Raw genomic sequence first — 16,329 nt, 5'->3', positions numbered from 1 at the left:
GCCTGGGTCCTCTACTCGCTCATCGCCGCGGCGGTGCTCTCGGTGGGCGTGTTCGCGGGCTCGGGCGTGTCCGGCAGCGGCAAGCCGAGTGCGTACTACGTTCAGGACACCATGACGGGTGCGGGCGGCTCGGTCGTGAAGTGTTACCGACCCCTGACCCGGGACGGCAACCCGGACGTGAAGGCGAAGTGTCACCCCAGCGCTGAGGCTGTTCCGGTCCCCGTCTGGTACACCGCGGCGAAGGACGGCGAGCTCGGCGCCGGCAGGCCGGCTGAGCCCGAGAAGAGCGGGGCGTCGGTCGGAGAGCAGCTGGCCGACGTCTCGGGGTTCAAGCTTTTCATCACGCTCGGCTCGGGTCTGATGGTCGCCCTCGTCATCGGCACGTGGTTCTCGCGGAGGGTCGCCGCGGCGAACCTGATGAACACCACGAGCGACATCAACCAGTACCAGAACGACCAGCACATCGCTCTGCCGGAAGAGATCCAGCAGAACTACGACTGGTTCCCTGACGCCGGTGCTCACTCGAGCGTGCAGGTCAGCTCGATGCTCAGCCACATGATGCTCAGGCAGAAGGGTCTGGGCACCGTCGAGGTCGCCCAGCGCGCCAAGGAGGACGTCACCGATGAGGAGGGGAACCTCGTCTATTACGCCGGCGAGGTCATGGACGACGACGAAGGCAGTCCGCTGACGCGGACCCTGCCGATCATCGACGAAGTCTTCGGCGACGAGCTGTTCGAGGCTTCCGGCCTCCCCGCTGACAAGACCCTGCGACAGAAGTACGACGCCACACGCATCCCGTACAACCCTGACGGCAAGAACCGCGACAAACTCGGCTTCGGATCGAACACGTACAAGACCGTCGCTGCCCTGATCAAGGAGGACTGGACGTTCCCGGAGTACGAGGTCCAGCGCCCTGCCGGGGCGTACATAGTCGACACCGCGCCGGTGAACACCATGGTGCTGGCCATCACCCGAGCCGGTAAGGGCCAGACGTACATCGAGCCGGTCATCGACATGTGGTCGCGAGAGAAGAAGCCCTCGAACATGGTCATCAACGACCCCAAGGGCGAGCTGCTGGTGAAGAACTACGTGCCCCTGGTCACCCGGGGGTTCGAGCCGGTGCAGTTCAACCTGATCAACTCCATGAAGACCGACATCTACAACCCCCTGGGGCTGGCGGCCGACGCAGCGCGTGAAGGCAACTTCACCAAGTGCGCACTGTACGTGGAGAACATCGCCGGGATCTTCTTTCCGCTCGACGGCGGCGAGGACCCGGTCTGGCCCAATGCCGCCAACAACGCCTTCAAGCGCGCGGCCTACGGACTCATCGACTTCTACCTGGAAGAGGAACGGGAGCTGCGCAGCGCCGCAGCCGTGCTGAACATGGACCCGGTGCTGCTCGAGCAGAAGCTCGACGACCTCTGGGGCAAGGTCACGCTCTACAACTGCTACCAGCTCTTCGTGCAGATGAGCTCGAAGAAGGTCAAGAACCCTGAGGCCGAACTGGAAAAGCGGGTCAAGGCAGGCGAGTTCGACAACGACGCGGACGCCCTGGCCGAGGAGCAGGAGAAGGCTGCGGCCCGGGCCTTCATGTGGGAAGGCAAGGCCGATCAGGACATGCTCAGCCTGTACTTCAACGCGAGCGAAGCGCTGCCCCGCAACAACATGCGCACGATGGTGGGCAACGCCCACAACGCGCTGCGCTCGATGGCCGGCGCGGAGAAGATGCTCGCCTCTGTGTACGGCATCGCGATCACCGCCATGTCGTTCTTCACCGACCCCACGATCTCGACGCTGACCTCGGGCAAGCCGTCGCAGAACACCGACCTGGCCGGACTGAGCTTCCCGCGTCGCCTCGGCGTGCGCTTCGCGCCGAACTACGTCAAGCGCGACCACCTCGTCGGTCAACAGGCCGTGTGGTCCGCCTACGCGGACCCGATGTTCACCGAGAACCTCGGCGAGGACTTCGAGCACGAGGAGATCGTCGGCCGCGAAGGTTGGGCCCGGTACAACTTCAAGGGCAAGTTCCCCGGCGCCGAAGCCTGGCTCAAGCTGGAGCTGGTCAACCCCCAGACGAAGATGCTGCTGCGCACCTTCTACTTCAGCTTCACGAAGACCCACCAGGTCTCGCTCAATGGCCGGCACTACGTGGTCGAGCCTGTGACGGGCAAGAAGATCGTGAAGAACGGCGTGATGCGCGAGCTGAAGCCGGTGCGTGAGGGCGGCACTCGGGACGGGAAGATCCTGTCCTTCCAGGCCGGAGACACGCTCTACCCGGACACGCGGCTCGACTTCTCCGGCGGCGGCAACCCGGAGAAGGTCTCGTATCAGGCACGGGCGATCACGCAGAAGCTGTCTCGCTACTCGGAGTCCCCGAAGGCGCTGTTCCTGGTGACCCCGCCTCACCTGATGAAGTACGCGAAACTGATCCTGATTCTGGTCAAGCAGCTGTTCGATGTGAGCGCCGACCAGTCGTACATGACGAAGTCGAACCAGAAGCCGCTCTACCGCACGCGGTTCATGCTCGACGAGCTCGGCAACCTGCAGTCGGAGGGCAAGGGCATCGACGGCTTCGCGACGATGCTCTCCATCGGCCTGGGCCAGGAGCAGCAGTTCACGCTCATCCTGCAGACCCTGCAGCAACTGCGCGACGTCTACGGCGAGAGCGTCGACAAGATCGTGCAGGGCAACACCTCGAACATCGTCTTCTTGAAATCCACGGACGACTCGATGATCGAGACGCTGGAGAAGATGAGCGGCAGGACTCACCGCTCGTACAGGGACAGCAAGCAGATCAGCCAGGATCTCGACAAGGTCATCGGCGGCAAGACCGAGGGCCGGGTCTCCTACACGATGAGCACCAAGGAAGAGCCGCTGATCAGCTACAACGACATGGCCTTCCTCTCGCCGCGCAACTCGATCGTCTTCCGGGCCGGCGATGCGCCGATCTGGAACCGCAACCAGACGATCCTGCCGATGTCGGTCCGGCTGCTGAGGAACACGATCAAGCATCCGGGGCACACGTACTCACTGCAGACGATCCCCACGCTGTCCAGTGCCATGGACTTCGACGTGCGGATGAATCAGCCGGACTTCGTGAAGATGCTGGAGAAGCGCATGCGGCAGGCGGTCAAGGCCGCGGACGCGAAGGCGCAGTACAAGGAGATCTACGGCTACCGGGAGGTCGACATCGAGCGCCTGGACCCGGATGTCTACGCCGACGAAGTCATGGAGGTCATCACGACGATGACCACGGTGGACGAGGGCCATGACCCCCACGCTCCGGTGGTCGTCGACCCCGACGAGTACGAGGGGATGAGCATGTTCGACGAGGACCAGTTCATCGAGAACGTCGAGGTCGGTGTCGCAGTCGCCGAGAGTCAGGCGGCCAGCGTCGAGCGGCAGCGTCTGCTCTACGCGGAGGGGACGATCAGCAAGGAGATGCTGGTCAATCCCGACGGCTCGGCAAAGGTCAAAAGCCTGGACATCGAGATCGCCGAGGCTTACAAGTCCGCGCAGACCGAGTTGGAACAGGATCGCGAGCACTTCTCGGTCGGCGGCGACGGCGAACTGCGCAGCGCCGACGGGTCTCAGACCTACATCAGCCAGATCCGCTCGGACGCGTACGCCAAGGCCGCCCGCCTGATCAACGGCCACGTGAAGGACGAGGACTCGCGGGTGTTCGCGGAGGAGGACGTCACCGAGGAGGACCTGAAGTCGCTGGCGACGGTGAGGGTCCACTCGGCCTTCTACCAGTACCTGGCCTCGCTGCCGAGCTGGGAGGTGCTGGCCGACGGCCGGTTCGACAGGGCGATGGCCATCGAGATGAACTCGAAGTAGCCGGCGGCCGCTTGGGGCCGGACAAGGACCACAGCCAGTGCCGAGGCCACCTCTCAGCCAAGATGGACAGCCTCGACACTGACCTTTCGAATAGCTTCCAACTCTCTTTCGATAGACGATGTAAGCTCTATGCAACCCGGAGCATCCACAGGAAGCTGATTGACTATGAAGAAGGCGCGCGGACTGCGGAAGTACTTCTACGAGTACGTCTACTACAAGGCAGTCGAGCAGGCCCGGGTGCAGGCCGGACAGGTCATTCCGATCTCCCAGGCCAAGGCGATCCGCGCCCGAGTCGACGAGATCCTCGGCCGGCGGGGCACCGCACTGGCCGACCCCCGGCTGGGCATCGCGGACTGCCTCTCCGCCATCGACCAGGCGTTCGCGGAGAAGGTGTCCGACTACGAGCCGCAGTTCGGTGATCATTCCCCCCGGAACGAGCGCTATCAGCAGTTGCAGCGGGAGTTCACCCGCGTCACCGGTGTCGGTGCCCAGGTCGACTCACAGTCGGCCCGGCTGCCGATCAGCCCCTATGACCCCGCCTGGTCCGAACGCGCGACGGTGAAGCGCGCCGGAACCGCTCTGCTGTACCTGCCGGACGAGACGATCGGACGCGTGGCCGGCGGCGAGGTGGAGAACCTGGCCGACCCGCGGCGCGGAAACATGGTGCTCTGGCGCATCGACGACAACGGCCGGCCGTTCCAGGCAGGCCGCGCGATGACGATCGACGACGCCGCGGGACTCACCGCGCTCATGGACAAGATGAGCCGGCAGGAGTACGACCAGGTGCGCGAGTGGGTCATCGACGGCGGCCGGAACCCGCAGACGAACCGCGTCGACGGCAACCGCTTCATGTCCCGGCGCGCCGTGGCGCGCTCGGCAGCACTGCTCGAAGAGCTGAAGGCGCAGGGCGTGCCCTACGCGGTGATGCGCGACCGCGAACCAGGGCAGATCAAGGCGAAGATCGCCGGGACCGGCATGGAGATCCGCCTCATCGACACACGCCAGGAGGAGTACGCCGGAGCTCGGATATACGACAAGGGCACCGTGCTGCGCTACTCGACGAACCACCGGGTTCCCGGCGGCATGGCGGTCTACTCTCCCTCGCCGGCGGAGGCCGTCCAACTACTGCGCTTCGCCCAGGGACATCGCGTCGAGCGTACGGACTTTCCGGGGCGCGCCGCCGGCGAGACCGGCGCGACGCACCAGGAGCGCGGCCGTGGCCGCATGGTGGTGGAAGTGCCCGACAGCTACCACGGTGACCGTGAGTCGATGTTCGTGGTCGGCGACTACGTGGCCCCCGGTGAGTCCGGCCCTAGGCCCGGCTCGAAGGTGATGCTGCGCCGGGACGCGAAGAAACGCTCACTGCCGGCCTTTTTCCGCGACACCGAATCGGCCGCGGCCTATGCGAAGACCGCCGTCGAGACCGCTCGGGAAAACCTGAGGGCAGCCCTCGGCGTCGAGGACCTCATTGCCCGTGCCGAGACGGAGCTGGAGCGAACCGGCGGACTGCTGGATGCGATCGAACCGCCGGAGTACTCGGCTGACTCCGAGGTCGCTGCGATCCAGCGCTCGTACTGGGACGTGCTCACAGGCGCGCACAGCGAACTGCTGCGCCCGGGTGCGACCGAAGAGATGTACCGGCAACGGCTGGAGGAGATCGGCGAGCTGCAGGCCGAGGAGACGCCCGAGATGGGCAACCTTGTCTACGGCGGCACCGCCGTCGAGAAGGTCCGACAGCACGCTGAGGACGTTCCCTTCGAACTCATCGGGACCTGGGAGGCGGAGCCCCACGACGTCGACGGCGAGTTTGTCGATCAGCGCTTCAACCCGGAGCGGGTGGCGCGATACATGACCAGCCCCACCGGGCAGTGGTCGAACCTCGACAACCTCGCCTCGGCGCTTCGTCGTTGCGAGATCTCCCCTGACGAGATCATGGGCTCGACCTTCCAGACGACCCGGTTCAAGGACCGGCTCGTCCGCTTCAACGCCGAGCGTTCCGTGCCGATCGCCGATCACGAATCCGCGTTCATGCGGCGTATCGGGGTCACCGTGCGCGAGAGCATCGAGCGCAACGCGGCGACGGTCGCCGAGATCCTGGTCGACGATCACGGCGTCATTCGCTGGAGTGGCGAGAAGCTTCGCCGTGACGGCAAGGGAACTCCGATCTCGGGTGAGATCGGCCAGGTGTTCGATGTCGGCGCGTACGGCGAGATCACCACCGCCTTCGCCGGCGGGCAGAACGCCCTGATCGTGCCCGGCTACGAGGCCACGATCACGGCCCAGACCCCGGGCGAGGCTCCGACCTCGGTCGAGGAGCGCACGCGCCTGCGCGGCTACGAGCAGCTCATGCACGAGCGCATCCAGTACCAGATCGCCGGTGACGTCATCACCGGGCGGAGCGAGACCGGCGAGCCCTCCTCGCTCAACACGGTCTACTCACAGCTTTACGGCACCAGGCACCCCATCGACTACATCGAGCGCGCCACCACGTACCAGCGGGACGAGTCCACCGGCGAGATCAAGGCACACCTGGACGAGTGGACGGCAGCGATCCTGCAGACCGAGGCGCGCCGTGTGCGCTACTCCAACGAGATCAAGGCCGGCTCGACCGTCTACGCCGAGTACAGGGCCCAGCGCGACCGAACCGACCCGGCTGATGACAACCACTTCGACGCCTGGCGGCTCACCGGCGGGCGGAACATGGCGGTGCTCACCGGTAAGGACCGGAACAACGTGGCAGCGCCCAGCGGCTACTTCGACCCGGTGATGACCGGAGGCGCGACCAACCAGGGCATCGTGCGGTACCTGACCACTCAGGCCCAGGTCGACAGCGATGGTCGGATCGTGCCGGGCGACGAGAGCGTGGCCGGACAGCGTGCGCCGCTCATGGCTCTCCCCGAGCTCGAGACGCTGCGGTACGACCCGTTCGACCGTCAGCAGATGACGGCCTCGACGATCATGCAGTCCTCCGAGGTCACCGCACCGGCGAAGACGGCGCTGATGACCTTCGGCGGCTGGACGGCTGATGACCCGATCGTGGTGTCGAAGGAATTCGCCGGGCGCCACCGCATCCGCGGGGCCGGCGGTCGGGAGCGCGATCTCGTCGTGGGCGACAAGATCTCGGATCTGCACGGCAACAAGGGCGTGATCTCGCTGATCGTCGACCGGGACATGCCTCTGCACGACGCGCAGCGGCAGGCCGTTGTCGAAGAGGTCAACTGGTTCCGCGCCAACCCGGGTCTGGACGTGGTGATGAGTCCGTTCAGCCTCATCTCCCGGCGCAACGCGGGCTCGGCGCGCGAGCTGATGAGCGGGAACGTCTCCGATCTGCGCTCGCCCAACGGAGAACTGCGGCCGAGTGCCCTGGGCGAGATGCGCTTCGTGGTCACCCATATGGCCGTCGACGAGAAGACGAAGATCTACGACGACGAGCAGGTGCGTGCCGGCAAGGGCCGTAAGGCCTCCGCTCAACTGGCCTGGGCGCTGCAGTCTCAGGACTGTCCGGCGATCATGCGCGAGTTCTACGGCCACAACAGCGGGGCCGAGTCGAGCCTGCGCGAGTACCTTCTGGTATCCGGCATGGACATGGACGCTGACGGCACGCTGCGCGTGATCGGCCAGGCCGAGGGCCTCGACGAGCGTACCGAGCGTCGGTTCATCCCGATGCCCGACTTGCTGCGCACGCAGCCGCGCAGGGCGGGCCAGCTCCCGGGACTGAACATCATGGCGATGCGCGAGTCCTTCGGCGACCTCATCGGCGACCGCGGTGGCGACATGGAGATCCCGTTTCCGCTCACGTATCCGACCGGTGAGCAGACGGAGACGGTGAGCGCGAGCTCGTGGAAGCTGCCGGTGATGTCCTCGCATCTGCGTAGTGGTCAGGAGTTCGAGGACGGGACCTCCGTCATGCACGACTACACCCGCAGCTACCAGGACGTATTCGTGGAGGCCTGCCGCTACCGCTACATGGCCGAGCAGCTGGACAGCCAGGGTCTGTCTGCCGAGGAGCGCGCCAGGGTGCGTCGCGGCATGAGCGAATCGGTCTCGCGCGCTCAGCGCGCCTTCGAAGTGATCACGACCGACGTCCAGAACCGAGTGCTGACGGGCACGAGCAACATCTTCAAGACCGGGCTGATGTCCTCACGGCTCACCGACTCGGCGACGATGGTGTGGACCGCAGACCCACGGCTGGACGTCGACCAAGTCGCCCTCAGCTCGGTCAAGGCTGCGAAGTTGGGGCTCGCCGAGGGCGACCACGCGCTGGTGTGGCGTGACCCGGTGCTCCGTGACGCCGGTGTGCGCTACATGCGGGTGGCGATCGACGACCGACTCACCGGCGCGGCGATCAACCCGGTGATGGACGCTTGCTTTGACGGCGATTTCGACGGTGATGCCGTCGCCGTGGTGAAGCTGCACAGCGAGGCAGCCAAGGCTGAGGCCCTGGCAAAGCTCTCGGTGCCGGCCAACCTGTTGGACACCGGAGTGGTCAAGGGCGACGGTTCACACCCGCTGGCCATGCAGGTGTCGCTGGACACCCAGGTCGCGCTGTCCAAGAACGACAGAATGGCCCATGAGTTGGAGAGTTCGCGGAGCGAGGCCAACCGGCTCCGGCTGCGGGCAATCACGGGTTCGGATTCGCCGGAGGACGTCAGGCTCGCCCAGCAGTTCGTGACGGAGGAGCTGAGCGGGCTGTACCGCCGGGCGCAGCGTGGCGAGTTCGGTGCGGCTCTGACGTTCGCGGATCGCGAGGCACACCTGCAGAGCGTGCGCGAGGTCTGTGTCAGGACCGGCGCGAAGGGGAGCGAGAAGAAGCTCGAGGACTACGCCCGGAACCTGGGCGATGCACAGGGCACGCCCGGCATCACCCAATCCGACCAGGAAGCCTCGATGTTCGCCACGGCGATCAAGTCCCACGGCACCGGCTTGGGTGGCGCGTTCAGCCAGCGCGCCGTGCGCGCGCTGCGCGGCGAGGATCTCAAGGCCGTCCTGGAGGTCACCTACCCGGTGACCCAGTCGATCCTGCAGGCGAAGCACGACGCTGCCGAGGCCCGGCACAAATACGCGATGCTCCAGGGCCCCGGCCGCGATCTCTGGAGGGGCCGCAGCATCGAACGTGTCGGCCCGGGCCAGTGGCGCACGGCATTCATGGACGGTGAGCCCGTCCAGGCTGCGGCCGAGGAGTGGGAGAAGCAGTTCATCGAGTTCTACGAATCGAAGGATGGCTTCGGAGTCAGGGTCAACCCGGAGTACGTGGCTCGCGTGGCCAGTGCGCTGGAGGACCCGGCGACCGGGCTCATCCGCAACTTGGAAGAAGACGTGTCGCTGCGGGGTACCCTGATGGACCGGATGGCCTACGCCGGCGCGTTCGCCGATCTGGTCGAGGCGGCCAAGAACCGTGAGAGCGTCTTCGACGGCGAGAAGAACGAGCAGTTCGCGTCTTCGGCGGCTCTGAAGGCTCGGGTGCAGATGTCGTCGCAGCTGGATCAGCTGGGCTCCACCGAGAGGCACGGCCTGGACCACGCCGTGCTCGCCGTCGATGACTCGGTGGTCAAGCGCGACGTGATCTCTCAAGACGCGGCGGCGTCCCGCACCCGCGGCTCGCAGCGCCGCTCCGCGCATGCCGTGGTCGTGGGCGCGAGGCGCCCGGTCTACAAGCCGACCATCGCGATCGATCAGCCCGAAGTCAACAACGACGACTACGGGATGGGGTACTGAGATGGCACAGCCCAAGGCACTGGGAACAGGACCCGCGGGCCGCCGGCGCGCGACCAAGGCGCTTCCGGTTGGCGACGATCGGCTTCGGACCGGTGAGCCGCGAGGCAACACCTACGCCCACGGGGACTCGCGCTCGGACGAGCCGGTCGACGCCGAGGTGAGCGACGGTCCGGGGCCGCAGGACGCGGACGGTGTGCGCGCCCGACGTGAGCGGCTCCGGGACCGTGCCCGCGCATTCTTCGGTGAGAAGACCCGGAAGCGGATGGCCGACCGTGACCGCGTGCACGGGATCGACGTCGACCGGGCCGAGGACGAGAGCGAGGGCCTGGACCAGCGCGAGCAGCTGCTCAAACTCAGGGCGGAGACGCGGCTGGCCTGCGAGAAGTACATGGCCTCGCTGCGGGACTCGAAGCTGTTCGTGCCCGGCTTCACCGACGAGGAGCGGACGCAGGATCTCGGCGTCATGCACCACGTCTACATGCAGATGATGATGCAGTCCTGTCTCAAGCCGCTCTCGCGCGGAGTGAATGCCAACGCGATCATCCAGGCGGTCGGCATGGTGATGACGATGCGGATGCTCGCTCCGGATTTCAGGGAGGAGATGGACAGCTACCTCCAACCCCTCAAGGACAAGATCCAGGAGCGCATCGACACCCGGACCCGTGGCATGGTGGCCTTTGCCGAGAGCGGCATCACGCACCGGCAGAGGATCTTCAAGGACCTGCCGAGCGGGGCCCGGCGCGAGCGCCTGATCGGCAGCACGGATCCGCGTGACCACCTGTCCAAGAAGTGGCGCACGCGCTTGGACGCCATGCAGCGTCGTGAGCGCGGCCACCGGGAGATGTTCACTACGGACTCGGCAGCCATGACCGAGGTCGCTCTCCTGGAGAACGCCTTCTGGAAGATGCGTGAGCCGGGCGCGGACGTCGACCTGATCCGCGAGGGCCACCGGGCGCTGCGCAAGCGCCTGTACGAGCAGATCAGCGAAGACGGCCTGGAGCGCCGGGAGGTCGTCCAGCGCGCCCGAAAGATCATCGGTGAGCGGATGGAGTACGAGCCCGAGCTGCGCACCATGTTCAACGGCGTGGCCCACGGACGGATCGTCAAGGCCCCCGCACACGAGGAGCGGATCGCGGGCTCCGACCGGGTCCACACGGTTTGGAGCGGGGAGTTCCACGACCAGTTGGGCCGGCGTCTGCCCGAGGACGGGATGTTCACACTCCGCCGGCCCATGGACGCGGACGCCCACCAGGTTCAGCTCGCCGAGACGATGAAGACCTCGCTTCTCAACGCGCTGGGCCGCGGCGACAAGGAGGCCTTCGGAGGCAACATGCTCGGCTACCTGGTCGGCTTCGCGGCGCAGAAACAGGGTCTGGACACCAGCGGGCTGCCCGACATGCTCCAGCACCGCCTGGACCAGTCCGAGGTGATGATCGCGAGCATGGACATCGACGGTCTGCCACCCGAGGAGCAGCAGCGGGTCTACTCCAACGCCTACGTCGACGCGATGGAGGCAGTGAACGAGAAGTACCCGGATCTCGAGGCGCAGCTGAAGCGGAGCCTCGGAGAGAACTGGCAGCAAACACTGCAGACGGCGGTCGACGACCCCGGGGCCTTCTTCGAGGAGCAGCGGCTCAAGCCGCGGTCGCGCCCTACGGGTCCGTCGGCCGGGCAGGAGGCCGGCGCGCAGAACGACGGCCCGAACGCTGAGGCCGACTCCGAGGACTTCCAGGCCACCTGAGCGCGATCCGAGAACACGGACGAGAAGTAGGAGGAGGGGCATGAAGCAGGATCAGAACGAGGGACAGCAGGTCAGGTTCGGATCGCGTTTCGCGCGGATGTTCGGCTACGTCACACCGGAGGATCGGAGCCGATGGGAGCAGCAGCGGGCGCAGAACAAGTCGAACGTCAACGCGATCCGGCAGGGCGCGGTGTCGGCACTGAGTTCGATGATGGAGTTCGGAGAGCGCAACATCGGCGCGAAGCTCGATGCGGCCCACCGCGTGGCGGCGCAGCAGCGGTTCGAGGAGTCTCACGACAGGGTCCTGAACCAGCGCCGCGATCCGAACACGCGGAGCATCATCGAGTCGGTCGTCTATGAGCCCAAGGGCGACCGGGAGGGCATCGAGCCGGATCTGGAAATCTAGCCGGATGGGCAACGATAAGCATCGCGACGGCACTTGATAGGCCTCACTCCCCTTCTCTGCTCATGACCATCTCCGATAGACTGGCTCCCAAGTGGAACCACGTAATGATCGGCGATAGGGCATGGTGTGGACATGGAAGCGACGAAGACACCGCGCGTCAATAAGCGCGAGTTCATCTCGCGGGTCGCGACTCGCAGCAAGCTGCCCATTCGGGTGGTGAACAAGGTATACGAGTCGTTGCTTGGCGAACTCACTGGAGCGGTCAGCGGCGGTGAGACGGTCGTGCTCACGAGCTTCGGCCGCTTCTACCGGCAGGACCACAAGGGTCACAAGGTGCGCTTCGGCAAGAGCAACGTCGATGACTACGTGGTTCTCAAGTTCTCCGCATCGAGCAGCTTCAACCGCCGACTGGGGGGCCATGAGGACGAGGCCTCACCACGGACCTAGAGACGATCGGGGATGCCGGCACGTTCGAAAACGTCATTGAGGGTCGTGACTGCGGCCCGCGTCGCAGAAAGCGAGGAGCCGGCGGAAAAGAACATACCCGTGATACCCGCATGCATCACGGGTATGTTCTTTGTGGATGAGATGAGTTCGGCCGAGAGGCTCAGCCGTCGGCGATGGTCACTCGAACTGGTGGTCAGGCTCGTTCATGGATGGCGTGTCGAAACTGCCGGTCAAGCGCTGCCTGGGTCGCGAGGGACTCGCAATCGGCTCCCGCTGCGCGGCCAGCTCGGCGAGAGTGAAGCCCACAGGGCGGCCCAGACGCCGGCCGGCCATGTAGTAGGCCTGCCCGTTCGCGCGTTCACCCAGGGCGATGATCTCGCGGATGACGGGCTCGCCCGGGCGCCGGGGCGCGCGCTCCCGCCAGACGATCCGGTGCGAGGGCTTTGCATTCGGATCTGCGCCGACGTACGTGGTCTCACAATCCGAGAGATCGGGATAACTGGGCATGCACCCCAGCGGGTGCGTGCCCGGCACGCCTTGCTGGATCCGGCCCAGCTGGTTGAGAGCCACGCGCAGGAGCCGGCCCTCTGGTCCTTGAGGTTTCTTCAGCGCAGCGTCGTGGAGAGCCTGGAGGTCCTGCCTGAGACCGGCGGTCGGCAGGATGCGGATGACAGGCCGACGCTCACTCACGACGCTTCTCCTGCTGGGCAGCACGATGGTCATCCGCCCACTGGTGACCGAGCGGGCCGAGGCTCTCGGCCAGCTCCTCGACGGTCATGCCCGCCTCGCCGGAGGCGTCGGACTCCTGGATGCGATGGGAGAGCTCGGCCTGGAAATCAGCCTCAGCGTGGACGTGGGCCGCGTGGTCGTACTTCATGAGGCGCACGAACGCCGCGAAGGGGATGATCGCGGCCTCGGGCTTGTTGCCGTCTCCGAAGATCAGCGGCGTGATCTGGCCGCGGCGATAGAGGTTCAGGACCGTGGCGAGTTCCTCGTGCCCGAGCTGGTCTGTCGGGACGACATTGACAGAGAACTTCGGGAGCTCGGCGCCGGGACTGCTGCCGCCGTGGGCATTGTCGTTGCGAGTCATGCCTTCATTGTAGTCAGTCTTGAGTGACTTGTTGTCGACTCGTATACGAGGGTTATCGCCGAGTCGACACGGACGTCGAATAATGGCTCACTCCATCCCTGAGTGGGAGCCGGGCAGGAGAAGGAGGAGCCTGTGCTCCAGTCCCGCACGGTACAGACTGGAGCACGGGCTCTGATTCATGGACAGTCACGACGGCCGTCCAGGGCCGAGAGGCGTCGTCAGGCGTCACGAATCTGGGCGTCCAACAGCTCGTACTTGACGGCGCGGTCGGAGCGGATGCCTCCCCGTCTGCCCATCAGGAGCAGAGCATCGACAGCCCGCCCCCCGGGGTTGACCCAGCCGGCCCCAGGTCGCAGTTCGGACGCTGAACCCGCGGTCGCCCTACTCGGATCGGCCAGAGCAGAAGAGAGACCGGAGCAGTTGGCCATGGTGGCGCGATTCCTTCGCTCGGCCTGGCGGTCGATGGTTCGGGGAGCCATTGACGCTCTCTCGGGCAGGGTTCGTGCTACCATTCAATCCCTTATTGCATCGACTTAGATTAGACTCTGAGTAGAATGTAAATGGCAGACGCGGATGACTCTGCATGCTATTCATAGAGGAGTTGGGGCAGGGATGGCGGCTACGGTTCAGAGGCCAGAGGGGCCGGCGTCGAAGCCGACGGCAGAGACGAGAGCAACTGCTCCGAGTCACTCCGGCCCGATGGGCTTCGGCAAGGGGCCGCTGATCGCGGTCGGCGTCATGGCGGGCGGAGCGGCGCTCTTCGTCGGCTGGGGCCTGACGCAGCTCGCGACTTCCGACGGCGGCTTCGCCCGGGCGCTGCCGGGCAATCACGCCCCGGCCGAGGCGCCGGGGAACCCTGACGAGAAGCACGCCGGAGGCAGCAGCGCCCAGCAGCCGAGCGAGGGCGCCGCGGGGAAGCAGGACGAGAAGCACGCCGGAGGCAGCAGCGCCAGGCAGCCGAGCGAGAGCGCCGCGGGGAAGCAGGACGAGAACGGGTCGAGTCCGACTCCGAGGCCCGGTCGCGGCGGCGAGGACGAGCCCAACGGATCGGACGCACGGACCCAGCCCGTGCCGAAGGCGAAGCCGCCCACCGTCACGCCAAGCGATACGCTCGCTGCGATCTCGGGGGCGACGGGGGTTCCGATCGACATTCTGATCGAGGCGAAGAAGATCTTGAATCCGGACTTCATCCACGCGTGGGCCTCGCGGCTCCTCCCACCGGCGTGACGACGCGACAGGGCAACACCCTCACGCACCCGCGCCTGAATCGACGCCCTGACGCCGCGGGGCCATCAGGGCGTCGTCATCTCCTCGCGGACCCGCGGTCCCTCACGCCGCATCAGCCTCGTCGGACTCATCTCGGCCAAACAGGAATCCGCGGACCTCGCCGTTCTTCATCATGTCCTGCAGATGCATCAAGAACACCGCGCGCTGCGTGGCCCGACGATCGGCCAAGGGCTCGTACTCGCGCAGCACCTTCAGATTGACGACCCAGCCGTTCTCCCGAGAGATGGCCTGGTCAAGCTGCGAGTCCAGCACGACGTTCATCCCAGTGAAGTCATGGTCGAACTCGGAAGCGACGTCCAGGTGCTGGTGCGGCCCGTCGACGTAGAGCGTGTCAGCGCCGACCTGCCGGCCGGCCTCGTCGAACGCCACGAGGAACACGCGGTCGGCCCGAGTGGTGTTGTCGACGTGGACCGCTGCGACGTTGGCATCAGCGAGGAAGCTCGTCTCCTCGAACCGCTCGGACACGCGGGCGCGAGCCTCGTAGCACCACATGATGCGCCGGGCTTCGTTGAAACCCTTGAACTCGCCAGAGTCGGACACCTCTGGGTGAGACTGGATCATCGGTGGGATCCTTCCAGGTTCCTGGGCCGTTGCATGACCGGGTCCGGTGGACCCGCCTTGTACAGGGCGGGTAGTTCAGCGATGGACTAACCACAGGGCATAAGATCGACGCACGAGCAGAGCCCCACCATCAGGTGCGATACAGAAACGTACGTTAGATGCATGGATCGATCAAGCCAGTTTCCGTTAGGGTTCTCTCATCAGCACCCGAGGTCTAGACCGCCAAGTCGCAGGAGTTCATGTGCCACGTCAATTCGACGGCAGCCGAGTGCGAGCTGTCAGACGGGGCAAGGAGCTCAGCCAGAAGGAGTTGGGCGCGAGAGTAGGCGTCAGCGGCCCCACCGTGGCGCGATGGGAAAGCGGCGAAGAGTTCCCCAAGGGGGAGAAACTCCCGGGGATCGCGTCAGCGCTTGGTCAGGACCTCGACGCCCTCTTCCCCTACGACGGCGCCGTGGACCTGCAGTTGCTCCGCTGCGACGCCGGCCTCAGCGTGGCGCAGGCCTCCGAGGCCATCAACGCCAGTCGCGTGCCGTTGAGCAACGCGGAGTCCGGCAGGCGTCGGCTCCAGGACGCCTACGTGGGACCTCTGTCGCAGGCTTACGGGGTGACGACGGAAGAGCTGCTGGCCGCGCAGGACGTCTCGTTCGGGCTACGCAGGGCGCGGCCCCCGAGGGAAGCCCGTCCGTCTGCACCTCGCACCGTCGGCGAGAAGATCAACTATCTGCTGGAGCACGGGTACGCGGGCGGGACGCCTCCGTCCAACGAGCAGATCGCGCAGGCCGTCAACGAGCACAGCGGCACGACGCACATGACTGCCGATGACATCGCCGCGCTGCGTTCGGGCGCCACGGCGACTGCCTCGGGCGCAGTACGTGCCGGCCTGGCCCATGCTCTCCAGGTCGACATCGCCCTCTTCCAGGACGACGCCGAGTTGAGCCCTGCGGCCGGTGAATTCCTCGAAGCCATCCGCTTCCTGGGGTCGATCCACCAGGGCCAGATCCTCGGCCTCGCCGCCCGGGGCAACCAGGCGGGGCTGTCGGCCGACATGATGGCCAAGATCAACGAAGTCGTCGGAGAGCTGAAGAACAAGCTGCCGGGCGAGCAGAGCGAGCAGTGACGCCGGCGCCACGCCTTGACAGCGCCGCCGAGCAGTCCGCCCCCGGCCATGGCGGAGCGGGCCGCTTGCCGCTCTCGGCCTGACGCCCCCTGCGGCTGGGCTGCAGCTCGGGGCACGCTCATGCG

10 protein-coding genes are annotated in these 16,329 nt (G+C 66.1%); 7 read left to right on the top strand and 3 right to left on the bottom strand.

Annotation, left to right across the window (positions count from 1 at the left end):
• Nucleotides 1-135 precede the first annotated feature (135 nt).
• The 5 genes from ACZ462_RS26470 to ACZ462_RS26450 all read left to right on the top strand — a co-directional run bounded on the left by ACZ462_RS26470 (nucleotide 136) and on the right by ACZ462_RS26450 (nucleotide 12,149).
• A complete protein-coding gene (locus tag ACZ462_RS26470) occupies nucleotides 136-3,840 on the top strand; it encodes a type IV secretory system conjugative DNA transfer family protein (protein WP_467805492.1) in 3,705 nt (1,234 codons plus the stop codon).
• A 165-nt stretch (nucleotides 3,841-4,005) separates the two neighbouring features.
• Nucleotides 4,006-9,555, top strand: coding sequence for a hypothetical protein (locus tag ACZ462_RS26465; RefSeq protein ID WP_467805491.1), 5,550 nt, complete (start codon nucleotides 4,006-4,008; stop codon nucleotides 9,553-9,555).
• A 262-nt stretch (nucleotides 9,556-9,817) separates the two neighbouring features.
• Complete coding sequence (locus ACZ462_RS26460; protein ID WP_467805489.1) at nucleotides 9,818-11,296, top strand: hypothetical protein; 1,479 nt, start codon at nucleotides 9,818-9,820, stop codon at nucleotides 11,294-11,296.
• 40 nt (nucleotides 11,297-11,336) lie between these two features.
• A complete protein-coding gene (locus ACZ462_RS26455; RefSeq protein WP_467805488.1) occupies nucleotides 11,337-11,702 on the top strand; it encodes a hypothetical protein in 366 nt (121 codons plus the stop codon).
• 132 nt (nucleotides 11,703-11,834) lie between these two features.
• Complete coding sequence (locus ACZ462_RS26450; RefSeq protein WP_467805487.1) at nucleotides 11,835-12,149, top strand: HU family DNA-binding protein; 315 nt, start codon at nucleotides 11,835-11,837, stop codon at nucleotides 12,147-12,149.
• Nucleotides 12,150-12,326: 177 nt separating this feature from the next.
• Here the strand turns inward: ACZ462_RS26450 and ACZ462_RS26445 are convergent, their stop codons facing one another.
• On the bottom strand, nucleotides 12,327-12,872 hold the full coding sequence (locus tag ACZ462_RS26445; RefSeq protein WP_467805486.1) for a hypothetical protein: 546 nt from the start codon (nucleotides 12,870-12,872) through the stop codon (nucleotides 12,327-12,329).
• On the bottom strand, nucleotides 12,832-13,239 hold the full coding sequence (locus ACZ462_RS26440; RefSeq protein WP_467805485.1) for a hypothetical protein: 408 nt from the start codon (nucleotides 13,237-13,239) through the stop codon (nucleotides 12,832-12,834). Before ACZ462_RS26440 ends, ACZ462_RS26445 begins: the two co-directional genes overlap by 41 nt.
• Before the next feature lie 699 nt (nucleotides 13,240-13,938).
• On the opposite strand from ACZ462_RS26440, the gene ACZ462_RS26435 reads away from it, so the two are divergent.
• The gene (locus ACZ462_RS26435) at nucleotides 13,939-14,466 is read left to right on the top strand and encodes a LysM peptidoglycan-binding domain-containing protein (RefSeq protein WP_467805484.1); all 528 of its coding nucleotides are present in this window, start codon (nucleotides 13,939-13,941) and stop codon (nucleotides 14,464-14,466) included.
• A 102-nt stretch (nucleotides 14,467-14,568) separates the two neighbouring features.
• Here the strand turns inward: ACZ462_RS26435 and ACZ462_RS26430 are convergent, their stop codons facing one another.
• On the bottom strand, nucleotides 14,569-15,087 hold the full coding sequence (locus ACZ462_RS26430) for a hypothetical protein (protein ID WP_467805483.1): 519 nt from the start codon (nucleotides 15,085-15,087) through the stop codon (nucleotides 14,569-14,571).
• Nucleotides 15,088-15,328: 241 nt separating this feature from the next.
• Here ACZ462_RS26430 and ACZ462_RS26425 point away from each other — a divergent pair, with 241 nt between their 5' ends.
• Nucleotides 15,329-16,204 (top strand): helix-turn-helix domain-containing protein, encoded by an 876-nt coding sequence (locus tag ACZ462_RS26425; protein WP_467805482.1) that lies wholly within the window; start codon nucleotides 15,329-15,331, stop codon nucleotides 16,202-16,204.
• Nucleotides 16,205-16,329: the final 125 nt, after the last annotated feature.

This window comes from Streptomyces sp. NPDC031121 (assembly GCF_055570615.1).
This window is presented reverse-complemented; position numbering and strand designations above follow the sequence as displayed.

What these genes read in the sequence shown, in the direction of transcription:
- ACZ462_RS26450 (WP_467805487.1), top strand. Translation starts at nt 11,835, where the DNA reads ATGGAAGCGACGAAGACACCGCGCGTCAATAAGCGCGAGTTCATCTCG.
- ACZ462_RS26445 (WP_467805486.1), bottom strand. Translation starts at nt 12,872, where the DNA reads ATGACCATCGTGCTGCCCAGCAGGAGAAGCGTCGTGAGTGAGCGTCGG.
- ACZ462_RS26460 (WP_467805489.1), top strand. Translation starts at nt 9,818, where the DNA reads ATGGCCGACCGTGACCGCGTGCACGGGATCGACGTCGACCGGGCCGAG.
- ACZ462_RS26435 (WP_467805484.1), top strand. Translation starts at nt 13,939, where the DNA reads ATGGGCTTCGGCAAGGGGCCGCTGATCGCGGTCGGCGTCATGGCGGGC.
- ACZ462_RS26465 (WP_467805491.1), top strand. Translation starts at nt 4,006, where the DNA reads ATGAAGAAGGCGCGCGGACTGCGGAAGTACTTCTACGAGTACGTCTAC.
- ACZ462_RS26440 (WP_467805485.1), bottom strand. Translation starts at nt 13,239, where the DNA reads ATGACTCGCAACGACAATGCCCACGGCGGCAGCAGTCCCGGCGCCGAG.
- ACZ462_RS26430 (WP_467805483.1), bottom strand. Translation starts at nt 15,087, where the DNA reads ATGATCCAGTCTCACCCAGAGGTGTCCGACTCTGGCGAGTTCAAGGGT.
- ACZ462_RS26455 (WP_467805488.1), top strand. Translation starts at nt 11,337, where the DNA reads ATGAAGCAGGATCAGAACGAGGGACAGCAGGTCAGGTTCGGATCGCGT.